Origin of the sequence: Achromobacter pestifer (genome assembly GCF_902859625.1) — a bacterium.
In the GTDB taxonomy this organism is placed as follows: Bacteria; Pseudomonadota; Gammaproteobacteria; order Burkholderiales; family Burkholderiaceae_B; genus Achromobacter; species Achromobacter pestifer.
Genome location: NZ_CADIJX010000003.1, coordinates 195,384 through 214,005 on the forward strand (window position 1 = coordinate 195,384; position 18,622 = coordinate 214,005).

Consider the following 18,622-nt stretch of genomic DNA (forward strand, 5'->3'; position numbering starts at 1 on the left):
GGGAAACACCCCATGCGGAAAACCATGCGAAGCCGGTCAGCCTCCGCCGACTGCCACCACGATCTCGATCTGATCGCCGTCTTGCAGGGCCGTCTGTTCGTGTTGGCTCTTGGGCACGATCTCGCCATTGCGTTCCACGGCCACGCGCTTGCCGGCGTAACCCAGCGTTTGCAGCAGTTCGATGACGGTGGTGTCCAGCGGGAACTCCCGCGCGTCGCCATTCAGGGTGATGTGCATGTCAGGTCTCCTCACTGTTTTGCGTAGGCATCCGTGGCGGCGATCAAGCGCGCCAAGGTGCCGGGTTCATCAAACGCATGGCCCGCGTCGGGCACCAGATGGAAATCAGCTTCCGGCCAGGCGCGATGCAGGTCCCACGCCGTGCGTGCAGGCGTGCAGACATCGTATCGGCCCTGGATGATGGTGCCGGGAATGCCGCGCAGCTTGTGGGCGTCGCGGATCAGTTGACCCTCTTCCATGAAGCCGGCGTTCACGAAGTAGTGGTTCTCGATGCGGGCAAAGGCCAGCGCGGCGCGGTCGGCCGCATGGCTTTGCTGATGGCGCGGGCTGGGCAGCAGGGTGATGGTGCTGTCTTCCCACTTGCTCCAGGCCTTGGCGGCACGCAATTGCTCGGCCGGGTCATCGCCCGTCAGGCGCTTGTGATACGCCGCCACCAGGTCACCGCGCTCGGCTTCGGGGATAGGCGCCAGATAGTCTTCCCAACGGTCAGGAAACAGCCACGACGCGCCTTCCTGATAGAACCACTGGATTTCCGCACGGCGCAGGCCGAAGATGCCGCGCAGTACCAATTCACTGGCATGCGAAGGATGCGTTTCCGCATAGGCCAGCGCCAAAGTCGAACCCCATGACCCGCCGAACACCAACCACTTGTCCACGCCCATGATCTCGGTGCGCAGGCGTTCGATGTCGGACACCAGGTGCCAGGTCGTGTTGTTGTCCAGGCTGGCGTGCGGCTTGGATCGGCCGCAACCGCGCTGATCGAACAGCAGCACGTTGTAGCGTTGCGGATCGAACAACTGGCGATGGACGGGCGAACAACCGCTGCCGGGGCCGCCATGCAGGAACACGGCGGGCTTGCCGTTCGGATTGCCCGACATTTCCCAATAGATCTGGTGGCCGTCTTCGGTTTCCAGGATGCCGTGGCGGTAGGGTTCGATTGGCGGATAGAGCATTAGGCGACTCGCTTGAAGATCAGGTCCCAGACGCCGTGGCCCAGGCGCAGGCCGCGTGTCTCGAATTTGGTCAGGGGGCGGTAATCGGGGCGGGGGGCATAGCCTTCCACCGTGTTGGCCAGCAGCGGTTCGCCGCTAAGCACTTCCAGCATCTGCACCGCGTAGTCTTCCCAGTCGGTGGCGCAATGGATGTAGCCGCCGGGGGCGATGCGGCTGGCCAGCAGCGACACGAATGCCGGCTGTAGCAGGCGGCGCTTGTGATGGCGCTTCTTGGGCCACGGGTCCGGGAAGTACACATGCACGCCGGCCAGCGAATCCGGGGCGATCATGTCGCGCACGACTTCAACGGCGTCATGCTGGATGATGCGCAGGTTCGGGATGCTGGAATCTTCAATGCGGCGCAGCAACGAGCCCACGCCGGCGTTGAACACTTCCACGCCCAGGAAGTTGTCGCCTGGGCGGGCCAGCGCGATCTTCTCGGTGGTCTCGCCCATGCCGAAGCCAATTTCCAGCACCGTCGGCGCCTGGCGGCCGAACGCGGTGGCGGGGTCCAGGCGGCGGGCGGAATACGGAATGGACCATTGGTCCATCAGGCGTTCCAGCGCGGCCAGCTGGCCCTGGGTGATGTGGCCGCGGCGATGCACGAAGCTGCGGATGTGCGTGGCGCCCGGGCTGTTCGGGGCATGGGCGGTACTGGCCAGCGCAGCCTGGGTTTCCGGGGAAACGGGGGCGTGCGCAGCGGCGTGCGCGGCGGCCGGCGCGGCGGAATCGGCGGTCGTGTCGGGGGTGTTCACAGGGGGCGTCGCGGGCTTGTCCGCGGGGTTGTTCGTATTCATAGCCCCGAATTGTAGTGGGTGGTTTGCCGGGGGGTAGTCGCCTGGATGGACTAAATAGGGGACATATTTAAAAGAACAGGCAGGGATGACGGGCCGAGCGCCCGAAAATCCCCACTGGATTCTGAAAGAAGGCGCGCTATAATCGCTGGCTCTGCCCCGGCCTTGCGCTGCGGCACGACACCCGAGCGGGTGTAGTTCAATGGTAGAACGGCAGCTTCCCAAGCTTCATACGAGGGTTCGATTCCCTTCACCCGCTCCACGCCCATTTTCCACAGTGGTCTGCCAAAGGCTCTGGAGTTCTCCAAGTCCTTGATTCCAGGGAAGTTTTCCCGGACTGGAGGTTCTACAGACGTCTCCCGAGATCCACTGAAATCCGGTCCAAACATGTAGATTTTCATGTAGAACAATCGGGCAAGCGCCCGGATCGGATTGTTGGTGGGCCTGCGTGCGGGTGCCGGGCACGATGCATTCAACCTGAACTCTCAGGAGTTGGATGACATGGCACTCACTGATCTGGCTGTCCGGCAGGCCAAAGCTGCGAACAAGAAGCGCAGCCTGGCCGATGGCGAAGGCCTCTTCCTGTTTATCCCTGCCAAGGGCAAGAAGGCCTGGCACTTTCGCTACAACCATGCGGGCAAGCCCCATCATATTTCTCTGGGCACCTACCCCGCGCTCTCCTTGCGCGATGCCCGCATCCGGCGTGAGGAGGCGCGCGCCCAACTTGCCAGGGGCCTGAACCCGCGCGCCGAGCGCACGAAGAAGCGCCATGCGGCGGTCGTCGCCGGCGAGCAGACCTTCATGGCGGTGTACGAACAGTGGCATGGCCACCGCAAGCTCTCCCTGGAGGAAGGTCGCCAAACCAGCCTGGGGCAGATCACCCGCGTCTTCAAGAAAGACGTGTTTCCCGTGCTGCGTCACTTGGCGATGCACGAGGTCACCCAGGCGCACCTGCTGCAGATCATTGCCGGCGTCGAGAAGCGCGGTTCGTTGTCGGTGGCCGAGAAACTGCGGACCTGGTTCGAGCAGCTTTTTCGTTATGCCAAGGTCGTCGTCCCCAGCATGACCGAGAACCCGGCCATCGACCTGGACGCGGTAGCCCTGCCGCTGCCGCCGGCCGATCCCAACCCGTACCTGCGCATGCCCGAACTGCCGGAGATGTTGCAAAGGCTGCGCAAGTACCGGGGCAGGCTCAAGACCCAACTCGGCGTGCGTCTGCTGATGCTGACAGGGGTGCGTACCGGCGAACTGCGTCACGCCACACCGGATCAGTTCGACCTGGATCGGCGCCTGTGGCTGATTCCGGTGGTCCGGCTTAAACAGCGCAAGCAGCTCAAGCGCAAGAAGCGCCAGCGCCTGGTCGAAATCCCGCCGTACATCGTGCCGCTGTCGGTCCAGGCGCTGGAGATCGTGCGCCACCTGATGGCCGACTTCAAGCCGGCTCAGGTCTATCTTCTTCCGGGCGAGAGGGACATCAAAATGCCCGTGAGCGAGAACACCTTGAATACTGCACTCAAGCGCCTGGGCTATGAGGGCCTGCTGACCGGACATGGGATTCGCCACACCCTCTCGACCGCGCTCAATGAGCTCGGCTATCCCGCCAAGTGGGTCGATGCCGAGCTCTCGCATGCGGATCCCGACAAGACCAGCGCGACCTACAACCACGCCGAGTACGTCGAGCAGCGCCGTATCATGATGCAAGACTGGGCCGACCGTCTCGACCTCTTCGAGCAGAACCAAGTCGAGGCTGCCAGCACGCACCTGACCATCACGCTGCAAGGCCTGCCGACCATCCCCGGGCAAGCGGCGGCCAACCCGCCCGTGGTCAACCCGGCCGCGCCCACCCTGGTGGTGGCCCCCGCCGCAGCGGGCACGCCCGCGGTGTCGCCGGGAACGCAGCGGCTTTCCGCGGTGACAATGCCCGAGTACGCGATGCCCAATCCCTCGGACCTGCAACGCGAGCGCAACGAGTTGCTGGAGCTATTCGAGGCGCCGCACAACCTGCGCGTCGTGGACTACGCCAAGCTGGTGGGCAAATCCAGGCGCTGGATCAGCTACGAGATCCAGGCGCGCAACGTGCTCGCACTGAGTGTGGGGCACCGGGGCCTGCGGATCCCTGATTGGCAACTGGACCCCTTGAAGCGCCGCCTTGTGCAGTCTGTACTGACGCGCACGAACCCCGGCATCGATAGCTGGCAGGTCTACCACGCCCTGACGCGGCCGCACGCGCAGCTCAATGGTGCGTCGCCCGTTGAGGCCGTCATGGCAAGCAACCTCGAGCGGGTCACGGCCCTGGTGTGCGAGGCGGTCGAAGAATCGCTATGGCCCGCGTTACGCGTCGCGTAGCCGAGCGCACGTTAGCCTTGACTCAGGTACGCATCGCCTGGCCCCGGCGCGCCAGGCGATCGACCGCCGCCACCGTTTCCGAACTGGGCTGCAGCAGGTAGGTCGTCACGGCGTGGGAGTCGCCCGCCAGCGGACGCACGGCGATGTTCGGCGCCCGCAGCCAGGCGATGCGCGATCGCACGCCGACGCCGATGCCATAGCCTGCCGCGACCAACACGGCCATCAGCTCATAGGACTGCACGCACGCGGACGTCGGTCGCGGGCCGTGCGTCTTGAACGCCGCGTCGACCAGCGCGCTGACCGGCTCGCAGGCCGGCGACTGCCAATGAATCAGCGGATAGCGAGCGGCTTCCTCAAGGGGAACGGCGTCGAACGCCTGCAGAGGCGACTGCGTCGGCATCGCGACGGCCAACTCGTCGCGCCATAGCGGTCGCGCCCGCAGGTCGCAGCCGGGCGCGCTCGTCACAGCCAGGCCGCCGTGGTAGCGGCCGTCTTGCAGTCCGCGCAACTGCTCGGCCAGACCGACCTCGTGCAGATGGATCGGCGTCTGGGGCTCCTCTGCGCGCTGGCACGCCATCAGCCTCGACAGGCGGGGCGAGATGGCGCCAAACGACACCGAGATGCTGAGCGAAGGGTCGGTACGAGCACGCATGGATGGCTTTCCCGGCGTCGGTGATTATTCCGCTGAAATCGTACTATGAGTTAAATTTAACGTGGTTTAATTAAGGCTATTGAATCACGCTTTTGTTGATGCAAAAGCGTTCGGTTCAGCGGGGAAGGCCCCCCGGTCGCACAACCTACGAAGCGTCTCCCGGGAGAGCCTTCGGCGCCGCCGTACGCGAAGTGCGGATACAGCAGGGCCTGGCCCAGGAAACGTTGGCCCATCACGCTGGTATCGAACGCTCCCACATGGGGAAAATCGAAAGGGGTGAGCATGTCCCTACCCTGATCCTTATCCTAAGAATCGCCAAAGCCCTCAATTGCAGTGCTGCCGAGCTCGTGGCCGCCACGGAAGCCAGTTTGCAAAACGAGTAAAGACGATTCGCGGCTTTGATCCCCCACGCCGCACGGTTTATAAATCGATTGAATTCTCCGCGCTTTCCATGACACGTTCGATAAAGCCTCCCAACTGCGGACTGGACGCTGTCTCGGGCGTCAGCAAATAGGTCGTCAGGGCCGACCCCTCCACGGCCAGCGGCCGAGCGACGACTTCAGGGTGCTTGCAGACTGCGATGTGGGATGTGGTGGCAAAGCCCAAGCCATACCCCGCGGCAACCAGCGTCAACATCATGTCGGTCGAGGTGACATGTTCCGCGACCATGGGCTCCACGTCGGACATCCGGAGAATGCGCTGGACCTGGCGGGCACACCCCACACAGACTTCGGGGTGACATAGGACGAGCGGGTAGCGAAGGAGCTCCTCTAAGGGGATTTCCTTGTGCGACAGCAAGGGATGACGCGTGGGGACTGCTACCACCAACGGGTCGAACCAGACCGGCTGCGCGATGATGGCATCGCCCACGTCGGCCGAGCGGGAAAAGCCGGCGTCGAACGTGTCATCGCGCAAGCCGCGTAACTGCACCGCCAGTGGGACCTCAACCAATCGCACTTCGACCTCGGGTTCTTCTTCCCTGCACCGGGCAAGAATGGAGGCAAGGCGTGGCTGGGCGACGCCATCGGACAATGCGATGCGCAACGTGCTGCGATATCCCGACGCTGCAGCCTTGACACTTTTCTTGGCGTGATCGAGCGCCATGAACACCCGTCGAACTTCACCGAGGAATACCTGGCCAGGATGCGTGAGATGGGTCCCCCGCCGGTCGCGCTTGAACAGCAGGATACCGAGATCCTCTTCCAGTTCTTTGATGGTTCGGGAGAGCGGCGAAGGCTCGATGTGCAGTCGCTCGGCGGCACGAGAAAAATGCAGCTCCTCGGCCACGACCATGAAGCATCTCAAGTGCCGCAGATCCATGTGACCTCCCATGCCTAAGCGTTGCGGGGGCGTGCGAATCGCCGCCAGGGAATTGCGGGGCGATTCGCGCGCGGCGGCCAAAACGGAACCTGAGACATGCACGAGACTCGTGCAGAAGCGCAATAGGAAGCGAACTCGTGAACCCGACCGGGCAAGTATAGAGAGACTTGTTCGTCGTGCTAATACCGCGTGATGTCCCAATGCGGGCTTAGCCGGGTAATGCGTCGATGTTTCATGACGGTTATATGAAGAAAGCTCTGGTGCAATAAGACCCGTGAATTGGTCGGGTCATGCATTGGGTGGGTCGAGCGGTCTACTTCTCCCGAACTTATTCCATCAGGCTGACACCGAACTATGCGATCGTTTCCAGGTGTAAAAGGCAACGGCTGGAGAGGACGGTATGCGTTTGGACTCTGAATCAATGCACGCCGTCTGCGATATTGAAAGGGCCCTGCTTGAAGAAGGTGATGGTTGTACGAATCATGATGCGAGGATGGGGTTCCAGCCGCGCTGATCGCTCCCGATCTATGGATGGTCCGTCTGGATGGTTTGGATCGAGGGGCGCGCCACAACTGCGTCCAGACCGGGTTCGGCCTTCGAGCCTGCGAGCGCTAGCGACTCGGCAGCGACACCACGGCTGGCGCTGGGGCAGCACGTCTGGTCTGCTACTCGCGATAGGCGACCGAGCCCCTATTGATATGCGCGCCGGGTGGGTGCGCGACGCACGTAAGTACCCGGCCCGTTGCTCTGTGAGGGGCCTCTCCGTAAATGTTCGGGAGGAAAGGCCAGTTGAAGGGCGAATTTCGGAGCATTCGGTGCAAGACCGCCCGAATCCTCCCGAGTTTTATCCATCAAGCTGACACGCTAAGTTGCGATCATCTTCGGGTGTTATTGGCACCGACCCGGAGATAAGAACATGGCCGCAGGGAACCTCGAAAAGAAGCACCTGCGCCTGCGGCCGCAGCAGGGCTTCACGCTCATTGAGATCATGGTGGTGCTGGTCATCATGGGCGTGCTCGCGGCGTTGGTTGTGCCTAACCTGATGGAGCGCCCAGACCAGGCGCGCGCCACGGCGGCGCGCCAGGATGTCGGTTCCATCATGCAAGCGCTCAAGCTCTACCGCCTCGATAACGGCGAGTATCCGAGCGCTGCTCAAGGGTTGCGCGCGCTTGTGGAGAAGCCCACGGCGGGAAGGGTGTCCCCGAACTGGCGCAACTATCTGGAGCGGCTGCCCAACGACCCCTGGGGCCGGCCATACCAATACCTCAACCCCGGCACCAACGGCGAGATCGACGTGTTCTCGCTCGGCGCCGATGGCGAGCCGGGCGGAGAGAAAGCGAACGCCGACATCGGTTCGTGGCAGTTGTAGGCGACCTCATGAGTGAAATCAAGGGGCAGCCCGCGGGCCTGTATCGACGACATCGCACACAAACAAGCGACGCGCAGCAGGGTATGGCTGTCGTCGCCGTACTGCTGGTTGTTGCGGTTATCGCAGTGCTTGCATCGGCGCTGCTCGGTAGGCAGACGACGGCTATTCGCGGTGTCCAGACGGAGCAGACCCACGCGCAAGCACGCTGGCTGCTTCGCGGCGAGATCAGTCGCGCACAAGTCGTATTGCGCTCGGAGGCAATACGCGAACCAGCTACCCGACTTGATGGGCTATGGAGCCGTCCTGTGAATGGACTGGTCCTTGGGGAGGTTGAGGGAGGTCCTGCGCGCGCCTTTACCGAGATCATTGACGAGCAATCCAAGTTCAATCTGCGCAACCTGGTTAACTACGGTCGGATCGATCCGGCCGAGAGCGCTGCGTTCCTACGGCTCTGTGCGCTGGTTGGCGTACCGCCGGATCAAGCAGGCCGTATCGCTCGCCGAGTGGCGGTGAGCCTGGTCGAAGCGGATCGACAGTCACCCCCGCCGACTGCGTCCACCGAAGCCAAGGCGGCACAGGAAGCTGCACAGGAACTCGGCCTCGCGGGTATGCCCGCCCGCGAGCTAGCCCCACGCCTTCGAACGGTCGAAGACCTGCTTGCCGTATCAGGAGTCGATGCCACCAGCGTGGCACGCCTGCGTCCATATGTCACGGTGTTGCCACGACGAACTTGGATCAATGCGAACACAGCCCGTGCCGAGGTTTTGGCTGCCTGGGTGCCGGGGCTGTCGCTTGATCGTGCTGGCGCCATGCTCCGGGCGCGCGACAACGGCCAGTGGTTCATCAACCGTGGAGATTTCGTAAACCGGCTGCAAATGCCCGGGGTCAACCCGAGCAGCATTCGCATCGGTATAACGAGCCAGTGGTTTCGCGTCTCTACCGCATTGCAGACCCCGCGCACAACAATCTTAATGCAGGCGCTGCTGCATGACGACAAGGAAGCTCTCCCTCAGGTGATGTGGCTGCGGGAGGGCGCCTGACATGGTGCGCGTAGACCTTCTACGGCTGATGCTGCCGCCCGCGCGATATATGGAAACGGCGCCCGTGCGATGTGCGTTTCGGATGCCGCAGGGCGCGTGGCAAAGCGATGCGTTTGAGACTCTTGCAGCGCTTTCCGCTCGCTACCAACCCAAGCGTGTCGAGGTCTGCCCGCACCCGGGGGATATGTCGATGACCGAGATCGACTTGCCCCCCTTGCCCGCCAAGCGCCAGCGCGTCGCCGTGCTAGGTGCTGTCGAACTGCTGGCCCTTGCGCCTCCTAAGAGCCTGGCGGTGGGATTCGGTGTGCGCAACGCTGCGGGTTCCGTGCCGGTGGCCTGGATGAGCGCCAGCGTCCTGGCGACGAGTCTGCGGGACCTGCAGCAGCACGGCCTGCCTGTGCACGCGGTGTATCCACCGCCTGCCTTCCTCCCCAATCCGGAGGAGGCGTCCTGGCCCGAACGCACGGCGGGTGCGATCCTCATCGATGACTGGGCTGTCGTACGAACCAAGGTTGACGGAGGGTTCTTGCAGCCGGTTCCCGCTGGTCACACCGAGCTTGCACAGGTCAATGCAAGGCTGCAGCCACTCTTGCCCGATTCCTCGCAACTGCACTGGTTGGACGTCGGCGGACCAGTCGATGCAGATTCCGGTCAAGCGCCCACGCCCTGGACTGGAGGCGGGTGGAACTGGACGATACCTACTGGCATCACGTCCACGCACGGCGCGGAGCATCGCTGGTTGGGCCCGGCCTTGGGCTGGGCTGCCACAGCTGCGGCGGTGTGGCTAGTGGGTCTCAACCTCTACGCTTCGCAGGTCGCTGCCCAAGGACAGGCGTTGACGCGACAGATGTCGACACAGGTGAAGGCCGCGTTTCCCGAAGTGTCGGTGGTCCTCAATCCGCTTCAACAAGCACGCCAGCTACGCGACGCGCGACGCGCAGGCGCTGTCAGCGTCGATGCAGCGGACTTCGGCGCGCTCACACGCGCTGCCGCGGCGCTGCTGACGCAAGCCGAGGGACAGGTCCAGCGCCTGGACTTTCGCGATGGTCAACTAACTGTTCGATGGCGCGAGGGGGCCGCGCCCAATGCGGAGGAGCTGAAGTCCATCGAGGGACGGGCCCATGAGCGTGGCCTCGCGGTGCACGCCGAGGATGGCGGCCTGCGCCTGAACGTCGCTGCCGAACAAGAGGGCGATGCGTCCACACCGTCCGCTACGGCGGCAGCAGACCCCCCAGCTTCGGGAGCGACGCCATGAGCAGCTGGCTGAACGCGCTTCGCACGCGGCGTCAGATAAGCCGCGCTCCGCGTCCCCCAGCGGCTTGGCATGCATGGGGCCGCCGCCTTCGCGCGCGCCTACAGCCGAGTCTTGATCAGGTGCGGAGCCGTTGGCGCGGCCTGTCGCGGCGCGAGCGCCAACAGGTCTTGTTGATGGTTGCGGTCGTGACTGGCGCAATCCTCTGGCTTTTGTTCACCAAGCCGGCTTTGGAGACCCTAGAGCACTGGGACAACGAGTTGCCGCGCCTTCGCTCGCAAGCTGCCGCGTTGCAGGACGTGCTGGCCGATGTCAGCAGCCCTGCTGCGGCTCCCGCCGACTCACCCTTGAAACCGGCCGAGCGCGTGCGGGTGAGCCTGGATGGCGCGGGGCTGGCCGGCGCATATCAACTACGCGAGGCCGGCCCCGCCCTACAGATCGAATTTGAACGCTCCACCGACGTGTCGCGGGTGATGGCCTGGCTGCTCAGCGCGCCGACACCCCTGGGGATGACGGTGCAGCAAGTCACGCTGCAACGCTCGGACGACAGTGGCTCGTCGGGCCAGAAGAGCAACGCCCGAGCTGCGGTAACGGTGGTGGCGCAACGACAACCAGGGAACGGGTCATGATGCGAGACACCGCGGGTCAGGTGGGAAGGCGCTGTGCGCTAGTGTACGTTCTGGCCCTGGCGGGATGCGCCACAACGGCCCCGGAGGAACCGCTGTTCCGGGACGGAACCTACGTCCCAAGTTCAGGAGCTGCTGCTGAGTCACCGGCCCAGACGCGGCCAGTCGCGCCGCCACCCGCCCCTGGGACGCCGACCGCGTCCGGCGGCGAGGGGCGCGTGGTGCGCCCAGTGGGACAAAGCCGCGCTTCAACAACAGGGACTAGGGCGGCCCGTCGGCCTATCGCTGGTGCCGAAGACAAGTCGGTACTGAACTTCGTCGATGCGGATATCCAGGCGGTGATCTCGGCGTTATCCCGATTCCTGGGCCGCAACTTCCTGATGGATCCGCGCGTCAAGGGTCAGATCACCCTCGTGTCCGATGGTGAGATCCCCTCGGATACGGCCTACGACATGCTGGTGTCGGCTTTGCGCATGCGCGGCTTCACCATCGTGGATGTCGGTAACGTCAGCCGCGTCGTCCCGGTGGCCGACGCCAAGGTGCAAGGCGGCGACGTCAATGCCACCGCGCCGGGCGGTGGCATTGCGACGCGCACGTTTCGGCTGGCCTATGAGAACGCCGAGGCGCTGGTCGCTGTGCTCAAGCCGATGATCGCGCCGGAGAACAGCATTGCCGCCTACGCGGCGAACAACACGCTGGTGATCACCGACTACGTCGACAATCTCGAACGAATCGCGCGCATTGTTGAAAGCATCGATACACCGACTTCGCTCGACACCGCCGTGGTCAAGGTCTACAACGGCGTGGCGGTCGATATCGCAGGGCTCGCCAACGAACTGCTCCAAGGCAACGGAAACGATACCCGGCGGGACATCGCGGTGCTGGCCGACCCGCGCTCGAACAGCGTGATCATCCGCTCCAGCAGCCCGGCGCGCACAGCGCTGGCGCGAGACCTAATCGTCCAGCTCGACAACTCGCAGGACGATCCTGGGAATCTTCACGTCGTGTACCTGCGCAACGCCCAGGCGACGTACTTGTCCGGTGTACTCCGAGGGCTGCTGACCGGTGACTCGGGAAGCACCGCACTGGGTAGCGGCGACAGCGCCCGGGCCGCGCTTGGGGCGGGTGGGATGTCGGGTGGCGTTGGGGCGACCGGTGGAACGAGCAGCCAAGCGAGAACGGGTACCTCCTCATCATCGAGCACGAATTCGATCGGTACGACGGGTAGCAGCACTGGCGGCAGCACGCGCTTTGGCGCTGCCGGCGGCGGCACTGGCGCCAACAGCGCGCAGGCAGGGATCCCCGGGAGCCCGGATACGGGTACCGCGTTCTCGGCCAACGGCGTGACGGTTCAGGCCGACGCTACTACCAACACGCTCATCATCGCCGCACCCGAGCCCATGTATCGCAGCGTGCGTCGAGTCATCGATCTGCTCGACCAACGGCGTGCGCAAGTGCTGGTCGAAAGCCTGATCGTGGAGGTCACCGAAGAGGATGCTTCGCAGCTTGGCATTCAATGGATGCGGAACAACGGCCGCTTCATCGGCGGTACCAACCTTGGCGGTGGCGCTGGTCTGAACGTCAATGCGAACAACTCGATCGATCTGTTGCCCCCGGGGCTCAATCTGGGCATTGTCGATGGCACCGTGAATCTGCCAGGGGTCGGCGAGATTCTCAATCTCAACTTGTTGGCACGTGCCCTGCAAACCAAGGGCGGCGCCAACATCCTGTCGACGCCGAACATCATGACGCTCGACAACGAAGAGGCATCCATCATCGTCGGCAAGACGGTGCCTTTCGTATCCGGGCAGTACATCACGCCGGGCGGCGGTGGCTCGGACAATCCCTTCCAGACCGTGCAACGCGAAGACATTGGTCTGCAGCTCAAAATAAGGCCGCAGATCTCCGAAGGCGGAACCGTCAAGCTCGATATCTACCAGGAAGTGTCGAGCATCGACGAACAGAACTCCGGGGTTGCGGGCATCGTGACCAACAAACGGGCGCTCGATACCAGCGTGCTGCTCGATGACGGGCAGATCATGGTGTTAGGCGGGCTGTTGGAGGACAGCGTCACCAACGGCTCGGATTCGGTCCCCGTGCTCGGGTCGATTCCATTCCTTGGCAATCTGTTTCGCTATGACCGGCGACAGCGTGTGAAGACGAACCTGATGGTCTTCCTGCGTCCCTATGTGATCCGTGACGCCAATGCCGGGCGAGGTCTGACACAGGACCGCTACAACTTCATGCGCAACGCGCAAAGCCGGATGCAGCCACGCAAGCATCCACTGCTGCCCGACATGGCTGCTCCCATCCTGCCGCCCGCTGACGTACCCGTGGCGGGCCGAAAACCCGAAGTGGACCTCCGGCCGGAGGAGTGGAGCAAAACGCGTGAGCAACAGGCACCCGCTACGCAGTCCTCCAGCGAAGTGCGCGAACGGCCAGCGGAGAGCGAGCCGCACGAACCCGAAATGCGGTCTCGGTTGCCATCCAACGTCGGCGTCACCGGCGATCCGGCAGTGCTCTATTCAGCACCCGAGAACAATAAGAGCGTATTGCAGGTGGCTGATGTCTCCGAGGAGGATGACGCCGTGCGCGTGGCCAAGCGCGTGCGAATCAGTGGAATGCCCGCCTATATCGTGACCGGCCCGGGCGGCACCGGCTACGCCGTGCGGGTCGACTTGCCGCGAGACGCGAAGTCCGTCGATACCGCGACGGGTGTACTGCGCGAACTGGGCTACCACCCGGAAATAGTGGTCACTCCATGAACGCGGTCCAGCCCGTACGGCTCGCCCTGTACCGTGCCTCAGTAGGGGCACGACGGGCAACATCCGTCGCGCGGTTCGAGCCCACCCCCAGCCGATGCCTGATCGCTGTGGCCGACGCTGCCCACTGCGCACTCGATATGAAGGTCGCCGCCGGGATAGCAAGCCTTGAACACTATGCCGGGTTCCTGCGTGTGTTGTACCGCCTGCACCGGGACATCGACGCACTCTACGCCAATCGAGTGCTTCGCATCGCGCTGCCGGACTTGCAGGAATGGCGTCGCCTGCCCGCGATCGCCAATCAACTGAGCGCCCTGCGATGCGCGCTGCCCGCGCCCGGGACGGGGCTGATGGACGTTGAGCAAGCCTGGACCACTGCATTGGGATGGTTGTTCGTGGGCGAGGCCGCCAATCTCTACGCGATTGCGCTGCATCGACTGACCTGCAGGCGAGGATTGAACGGCAGCTTCGGCAACCGTTACCCGAACAAGACCTCGGAAGTGGCCATGCAACGCTGGCGCGCGCTCAATGGGGCATTGGACACCCTGACGATGCTGCCCACCGAGGAGGAAGAAGTCATCATCGGGGCGGAGCATGCCGTCAGGCAACTGAACCACTATGTGAGGCTGGAGTCCCCATGAGCGCCGTGCTGCAGCCGACTCCCGTCTTGCCGCATGCCTGGGCGCGTGCGCAGCGCGTCGCCGTGCGCAGGGAAGGCGACGTCATGGAACTCGCGTTCAGTGCACGCACGCCAGGCTGGGCCGTCGCCGAAGCGCAGCGTCAGACCGGCATCCATAGCTGGCACGAAGTGTCGGAAGAGGACATGGATGCGCTACTGTCCGCCAGCTACGCGGAGACGGGTAGCGCTGCCGCCGTGGTCGGCGCGGCCGAGTCAGAAGTGGATCTTGAACGCCTGATGCAGGACATGCCAGAGGTCAAAGACCTGCTCGACGCGTCGGACGATGCTCCTGTCATTCGCATGATCAACGCGCTGCTCGCCCAGGCAGCGCGAGATGGTGCCAGCGACGTGCATTTCGAGGCGTTCGAGACACATTCGGTCGTGCGATACCGCGTGGACGGCACGCTGCGCGACGTGGTCTCGCCGCGCCAGGCACTGCACGCCGCGCTGATCTCACGTATCAAGATCATGGCGCAGCTCGACATCGCCGAGAAGCGTATCCCACAGGACGGGCGAATTACCCTGCGCGTGGGCGGACGTCCCATCGATGTGCGGGTGTCCACCGTACCCACGGTGCACGGCGAGCGCGCCGTACTGCGCCTGCTGGAGAAGGACGCCGGCCGACTACAACTGCAGCGCCTGGGTCTTGCGCCCGACACCCTCGCGGAACTCACGCGATTGATCCGACAGCCGCATGGCATCGTACTTGTGACCGGGCCGACCGGCAGCGGCAAGACCACCACGCTCTACGCCGCGCTCGGCGAACTTGACCGTAGCGTGAGCAACATCCTCTCCGTGGAAGACCCTGTCGAGTACGACTTACCGGGTGTCAACCAGATTCCGGTGCATACCAAGATCGGCATGACGTTCGGGGCTGCGTTGCGCGCCGCGCTGCGGCAGGATCCGGACAACATCATGATCGGCGAGATACGCGATCTGGAAACCGCGCAAATCGCGGTTCAGTCGTCGCTGACCGGGCACGGGGTGCTCGCCTCGCTGCATACCAACGATTCGATCTCCGCGGTCACGCGCATGACCGACATGGGGATCGAACCCTTCCTGCTGTCGTCATCGCTCTTGGGCGTGCTCGCTCAGCGGCTGGTGCGACGCCTGTGCCCGGAATGTAAGCGCGCCGAGCAGGAGCCCGACGGCAGTACCCGTTGGGTCCCTGTGGGCTGCGCGCACTGCAACCAATCAGGCTTCAAGGGACGTACTGGCATTCACGAACTCTTCGTGATCGACGACGAGATTCGTCGAATCATCCATGACGGCGGCAACGAGCACGCCATGCGCGAGGCGGCGCGCCGCCGCGGCATGCGCACCATGCGCGAAGACGGGCAGCGGTGGGTCGCGGCAGGGATCAGTACCTCCGACGAAATCCTGCGCGTCACGCGCGACGACGGCTAGGAGGACAAACGATGCCGCGATTCCAGTTTGAAGCCGCCAATGCAACGGGCCAGATACAGGCCGGTGTGATGGAAGCCGATTCGTCACGAGCAGTGCGGCTGCAACTGCGCGAACGTGGGTTGACCGCCCTGGATGTAAACGAGACCGCATCAGGAGGCGGCCTCTCTTGGCTCGGTCCCAAGCTCAGTGCGGCGGACCTGTGCTGGGCCACGCGAGAGCTGGCGAGTCTTCTAGAGGCTCGGCTCCCGTTGGAATCGGCCCTGATGGCCACCATCGAACAGGCGGAGAAAAAGGTGGTGGCCGAGGCGCTGACAGACGTGTGCAACCACGTCCGCGGCGGCATGCGCTTCGCCCATGCATTGGCCGAGCGCCCCCGCGACTTCCCTTCGATCTATCGCGCATTGGTGAGCGCCGGAGAGGATTCTGGCGATTTGGCGCGTGTGATGGAGCGGCTGGCCGACTACCTGGAGGGCCGTGACAACTTGCGCAGCAAGATGCTCACGGCATTCATCTACCCCGCAGTCGTAGCCTTTGTCTCCGTGTGCATCGTGATCTTCCTGCTTGGGTACGTCGTGCCCCAAGTGGTGAGTGCCTTCTCCCAGGCGCGTCAGGAGCTACCCACGATCACGCAGGTCATGCTGTCCGCAAGCAGCTATGTTCGCGAGTGGGGATGGCTCACCACCGTTGTCCTGGTGGGCGCCTTCGCGCTCTGGCGTTGGTCGCTTCGCGACGACGGTGTGCGCCTGCGTTGGCACACGTCTCTGCTCAGCGTGCCGATGATAGGCAAGTACGTGTTGGGCGTGAACACTGCGCGCTTCGCGTCGACGCTCTCCATCTTGATGGACGCCGGTGTGCCGTTACTTCGTGCGCTCGATGCTGCACGCCAGACGATGGGTAACGACCGGCTCAAGCGCTGCGTGGCCGATACCACCGCGCGCGTCAGGGAAGGGGCGCCACTCGCACCCGCACTGCGGGTGCAGAAGGTGTTTCCCTCGAACCTGATCCACCTGGTAGCCAGTGGTGAGAAAACAGGCGCGCTCGCCCCGATGCTCGATCGCGCTGCGGCCAACCTATCACGCGATCTTGAGCGCCGCGCTACGCGACTGACCGCGTTGCTAGAACCTTTGATGATCCTTGGCATGGGCGGTGTGGTGATGTTGATCGTGCTGGCCGTGTTGCTGCCGATCATGGAAATCAATCAGATGGTGCAGTGATGGACGACAGACCTGACTCCACGAATCCAGGACCTGCCCAGGTCCCTTTCCCCCGTCTCTTGGCGATGGGGGGCGCTGCACGTAGCGCTCGCGAAGTTGCTCAAAGACGCGTCATGGACACGTTCTCCCGTGCGTTATTCGCATGTTCGGGAGGATCGGTCATCGAGTCCTGGTCCGTGGAGCTTGACGAGGATGCCCGAAGCATGTTCGCGATCGAAGTGCCTGCCGTCGATTCGAGGCCAAAAATCAATGGCTTGCGCGCGCTTTGCAATGTCGTGTTGAGTGCATTTCGACCAGTTTGGTCGATGGTTCGACTGCGCTGTAAGTGCATGAAAACTCGGGAGAATTTTGGATCGTGTTGGGGTTTCTTGTTCAACAGGATGTCACCGCGAGTCTTCAAACTTAACTCGTCGCCAAAGCAATGGCGGCATGTCGACCCAAAGGGTGACGGGGCGTGGTGCATGAGTTCCGGATGTGGCGCCCACAAGTCTGGTCAGTTCGTTTTCGATGTCTCAATCTCTCAGATCTACTTTAGGAGTATTCGATGAAATCCGTATTCAAACTCAAGGCGCTGTCCGCGATCTTTGCGGTCGGCATGATGGCGGTAGCCGGTGCGGCGTCAGCTCAAGTGGTCGGAGGCGGCGCCACGCTGCCCGAAGATCTCTACAACGACGACATCCTGGTGCGCGCGCCGTTGCCCGGCTTCAACACCTACATCGGTGTGGGCAGCGGCGGCGGCAAAACGGCGTTCTTCAACAACGACGCCACCCAGTTCGGCCTGGCCGCCGGAATCACCGTGGACTATGCCGGCAGCGACTCGCTGGTGACCGCGGCTGAAGAAGATGCCTACAACGCACACCCCACGCTCGGCGCCGCGAGCTTCGGTGCCCTGATCCAGGTGCCGACGGTTCTGACCTCGGTGACGGTGCCCTACAACATCACGGGACGCACCGCGGTGAACCTGCCGAGCACCGAACTGGCCCGAATCTTCGCTGACCCAACCGTCGTTCGCTGGAACCAGATCCCCGGCTTCGAGAGCGAGCCGGCCACTCGCCTGATCAAGGTGATCTACCGTTCCGAGAGCAGCGGCACCAGCGAGATCTTCTTGCGTCACCTGAACGCCGTGAGCCCAAGTCTGGTAACAGGCGTCAGCAGCACCTTCGCGTCCATCGTCAATGTCAGCAATACCGGCAAGTACATCCCCGCCGCCGGCAGCGATGGCGTCGTGGCAGCCCTGGCGGCGAACCCCGATTCGATCACCTACGTCAGCCCGGACAAGGTGGCGTTCGGCGATCCGACCCAAGTCGTGGCCATCAGCCGCACGATCGGCGGCGTTCCGCAGAATCTGCTGCCGACTGCGGTCAACGTCACGAACGCACTGACGGGCATCAATCCTCCCACAGGTGCGGCTGCTCTTCAGGCGCGGAACTGGGGCATCGGCTTCGTTGCGAGTGGCACGAGCCCCATCGCCAATCCTTCGCAGGGCTATCCGATTGTTGGCGCGACCAACTTGATCTTGAGCCAATGCTACGCCAATGCGACCGACTCGAATCGCGTTCGTCAGTTCTTGACGCAGCATTACGCCGCCGGCTCCACGGTCAACGACGCGAAGATTGCCGAGCATTCGTTCATCAAGCTGCCCGAGAACTGGAGGAGCGCCGTGTTCAACGCGTTCTTCGATACCGCCAGCGCCCAGCGGGTCGGCAATCCGGATGTCTGCACCGGCAGCGGTCGCCCGAGCTGATGCGCACATCTAGGATATGAATCGCTCTGGCGGTGTGTAGCACCGCCGGTTCACTTCAGATCCGCTTCCAGGCCGGATAGGTGCCCAAGCACCTATCCGGCTTTTGGGGTTTCGATCGGGGCTGAATTTAGCCTCGCGCCTTCCGCAGTAAGTAACAGGGCCGTATTTAAACCAGTTGCCTACGTCTG

General features: G+C 63.5%; 16 protein-coding genes and 1 tRNA gene. 12 read left to right on the forward strand and 5 right to left on the reverse strand.

The genetic code is table 11. From position 1 onward, the window contains the following. Positions 1-36: 36 nt before the first annotated feature. Genes thiS through trmB form a run of 3 tightly spaced genes read right to left on the reverse strand, consistent with a single transcriptional unit; the run spans position 37 to position 2,026 of the window. Positions 37-237, reverse strand: a complete 201-nt coding sequence (thiS, locus tag HV753_RS12595; protein ID WP_175174831.1) for a sulfur carrier protein ThiS — start codon at positions 235-237, stop codon at positions 37-39. Between the two features lie 11 nt (positions 238-248). Continuing rightward, positions 249-1,190 carry a prolyl aminopeptidase gene (pip, locus tag HV753_RS12600; protein ID WP_175174832.1) on the reverse strand — a complete coding sequence of 314 codons (942 nt, stop codon included), beginning with the start codon at positions 1,188-1,190 and terminating at the stop codon, positions 249-251. Next, entirely contained in the window at positions 1,190-2,026 is an 837-nt protein-coding gene (trmB, locus tag HV753_RS12605; protein WP_175174833.1) for a tRNA (guanosine(46)-N7)-methyltransferase TrmB, read from the reverse strand. The genes pip and trmB overlap by 1 nt, the downstream gene beginning before the upstream one ends. Positions 2,027-2,211: 185 nt before the next feature. On the opposite strand from trmB, the gene HV753_RS12610 reads away from it, so the two are divergent. After that, positions 2,212-2,285 (forward strand) — tRNA-Gly (locus HV753_RS12610). 239 nt (positions 2,286-2,524) lie between these two features. Continuing rightward, a complete protein-coding gene (locus tag HV753_RS12615) occupies positions 2,525-4,369 on the forward strand; it encodes a tyrosine-type recombinase/integrase (protein WP_175174834.1) in 1,845 nt (614 codons plus the stop codon). A gap of 22 nt (positions 4,370-4,391) precedes the next feature. Here HV753_RS12615 and HV753_RS12620 read toward each other — a convergent pair whose 3' ends face one another. After that, positions 4,392-5,021, reverse strand: a complete 630-nt coding sequence (locus HV753_RS12620; RefSeq protein ID WP_175174835.1) for a LysR family substrate-binding domain-containing protein — start codon at positions 5,019-5,021, stop codon at positions 4,392-4,394. 98 nt (positions 5,022-5,119) lie between these two features. On the opposite strand from HV753_RS12620, the gene HV753_RS12625 reads away from it, so the two are divergent. Continuing rightward, a complete protein-coding gene (locus HV753_RS12625) occupies positions 5,120-5,404 on the forward strand; it encodes a helix-turn-helix domain-containing protein (protein WP_175174836.1) in 285 nt (94 codons plus the stop codon). 37 nt (positions 5,405-5,441) lie between these two features. On the opposite strand, the gene HV753_RS12630 is transcribed toward HV753_RS12625, so the two are convergent. Then, the gene (locus HV753_RS12630) at positions 5,442-6,341 is read right to left on the reverse strand and encodes a LysR family transcriptional regulator (RefSeq protein WP_175174837.1); all 900 of its coding nucleotides are present in this window, start codon (positions 6,339-6,341) and stop codon (positions 5,442-5,444) included. Positions 6,342-7,257: 916 nt separating this feature from the next. Between HV753_RS12630 and gspG the strand changes: the two genes are divergently transcribed. The 9 genes from gspG (at position 7,258) to HV753_RS12675 (ending at position 18,434) form a co-directional block, all read left to right on the forward strand. Next, the gene (gene gspG / locus HV753_RS12635; protein WP_175174838.1) at positions 7,258-7,710 is read left to right on the forward strand and encodes a type II secretion system major pseudopilin GspG; all 453 of its coding nucleotides are present in this window, start codon (positions 7,258-7,260) and stop codon (positions 7,708-7,710) included. An 8-nt stretch (positions 7,711-7,718) separates the two neighbouring features. Further along, the gene (gene gspK, locus HV753_RS12640; protein WP_175174839.1) at positions 7,719-8,750 is read left to right on the forward strand and encodes a type II secretion system minor pseudopilin GspK; all 1,032 of its coding nucleotides are present in this window, start codon (positions 7,719-7,721) and stop codon (positions 8,748-8,750) included. 82 nt (positions 8,751-8,832) lie between these two features. After that, on the forward strand, positions 8,833-10,005 hold the full coding sequence (gspL, locus tag HV753_RS12645; RefSeq protein WP_246288288.1) for a type II secretion system protein GspL: 1,173 nt from the start codon (positions 8,833-8,835) through the stop codon (positions 10,003-10,005). After that, a complete protein-coding gene (gene gspM, locus HV753_RS12650; RefSeq protein ID WP_281370977.1) occupies positions 10,002-10,631 on the forward strand; it encodes a type II secretion system protein GspM in 630 nt (209 codons plus the stop codon). Before gspL ends, gspM begins: the two co-directional genes overlap by 4 nt. A 227-nt stretch (positions 10,632-10,858) precedes the next feature. Further along, a complete protein-coding gene (gene gspD, locus HV753_RS12655) occupies positions 10,859-13,393 on the forward strand; it encodes a type II secretion system secretin GspD (protein WP_246288254.1) in 2,535 nt (844 codons plus the stop codon). A 137-nt stretch (positions 13,394-13,530) separates the two neighbouring features. After that, a complete protein-coding gene (locus tag HV753_RS12660; RefSeq protein ID WP_175174842.1) occupies positions 13,531-14,031 on the forward strand; it encodes a biliverdin-producing heme oxygenase in 501 nt (166 codons plus the stop codon). Further along, complete coding sequence (gene gspE, locus HV753_RS12665) at positions 14,028-15,476, forward strand: type II secretion system ATPase GspE (protein ID WP_175174843.1); 1,449 nt, start codon at positions 14,028-14,030, stop codon at positions 15,474-15,476. Before HV753_RS12660 ends, gspE begins: the two co-directional genes overlap by 4 nt. Before the next feature lie 11 nt (positions 15,477-15,487). After that, complete coding sequence (gene gspF / locus HV753_RS12670; RefSeq protein WP_175174844.1) at positions 15,488-16,690, forward strand: type II secretion system inner membrane protein GspF; 1,203 nt, start codon at positions 15,488-15,490, stop codon at positions 16,688-16,690. A 544-nt stretch (positions 16,691-17,234) separates the two neighbouring features. Then, positions 17,235-18,434, forward strand: coding sequence for a substrate-binding domain-containing protein (locus HV753_RS12675; protein WP_175174845.1), 1,200 nt, complete (start codon positions 17,235-17,237; stop codon positions 18,432-18,434). The last annotated feature ends 188 nt before the right edge of the window (positions 18,435-18,622 follow it).

Coding starts and splice junctions, on each gene's coding strand:
- thiS (WP_175174831.1), bottom strand. CDS start 237: ATGCACATCACCCTGAATGGCGACGCGCGGGAGTTCCCGCTGGACACC.
- trmB (WP_175174833.1), bottom strand. CDS start 2,026: ATGAATACGAACAACCCCGCGGACAAGCCCGCGACGCCCCCTGTGAAC.
- gspG (WP_175174838.1), top strand. CDS start 7,258: ATGGCCGCAGGGAACCTCGAAAAGAAGCACCTGCGCCTGCGGCCGCAG.
- pip (WP_175174832.1), bottom strand. CDS start 1,190: ATGCTCTATCCGCCAATCGAACCCTACCGCCACGGCATCCTGGAAACC.
- HV753_RS12625 (WP_175174836.1), top strand. CDS start 5,120: ATGCAAAAGCGTTCGGTTCAGCGGGGAAGGCCCCCCGGTCGCACAACC.
- HV753_RS12615 (WP_175174834.1), top strand. CDS start 2,525: ATGGCACTCACTGATCTGGCTGTCCGGCAGGCCAAAGCTGCGAACAAG.
- HV753_RS12630 (WP_175174837.1), bottom strand. CDS start 6,341: ATGGATCTGCGGCACTTGAGATGCTTCATGGTCGTGGCCGAGGAGCTG.
- gspL (WP_246288288.1), top strand. CDS start 8,833: ATGCCGCAGGGCGCGTGGCAAAGCGATGCGTTTGAGACTCTTGCAGCG.
- gspF (WP_175174844.1), top strand. CDS start 15,488: ATGCCGCGATTCCAGTTTGAAGCCGCCAATGCAACGGGCCAGATACAG.
- gspE (WP_175174843.1), top strand. CDS start 14,028: ATGAGCGCCGTGCTGCAGCCGACTCCCGTCTTGCCGCATGCCTGGGCG.
- HV753_RS12660 (WP_175174842.1), top strand. CDS start 13,531: ATGAAGGTCGCCGCCGGGATAGCAAGCCTTGAACACTATGCCGGGTTC.
- HV753_RS12620 (WP_175174835.1), bottom strand. CDS start 5,021: ATGCGTGCTCGTACCGACCCTTCGCTCAGCATCTCGGTGTCGTTTGGC.
- HV753_RS12675 (WP_175174845.1), top strand. CDS start 17,235: ATGAAATCCGTATTCAAACTCAAGGCGCTGTCCGCGATCTTTGCGGTC.
- gspM (WP_281370977.1), top strand. CDS start 10,002: ATGAGCAGCTGGCTGAACGCGCTTCGCACGCGGCGTCAGATAAGCCGC.
- gspK (WP_175174839.1), top strand. CDS start 7,719: ATGAGTGAAATCAAGGGGCAGCCCGCGGGCCTGTATCGACGACATCGC.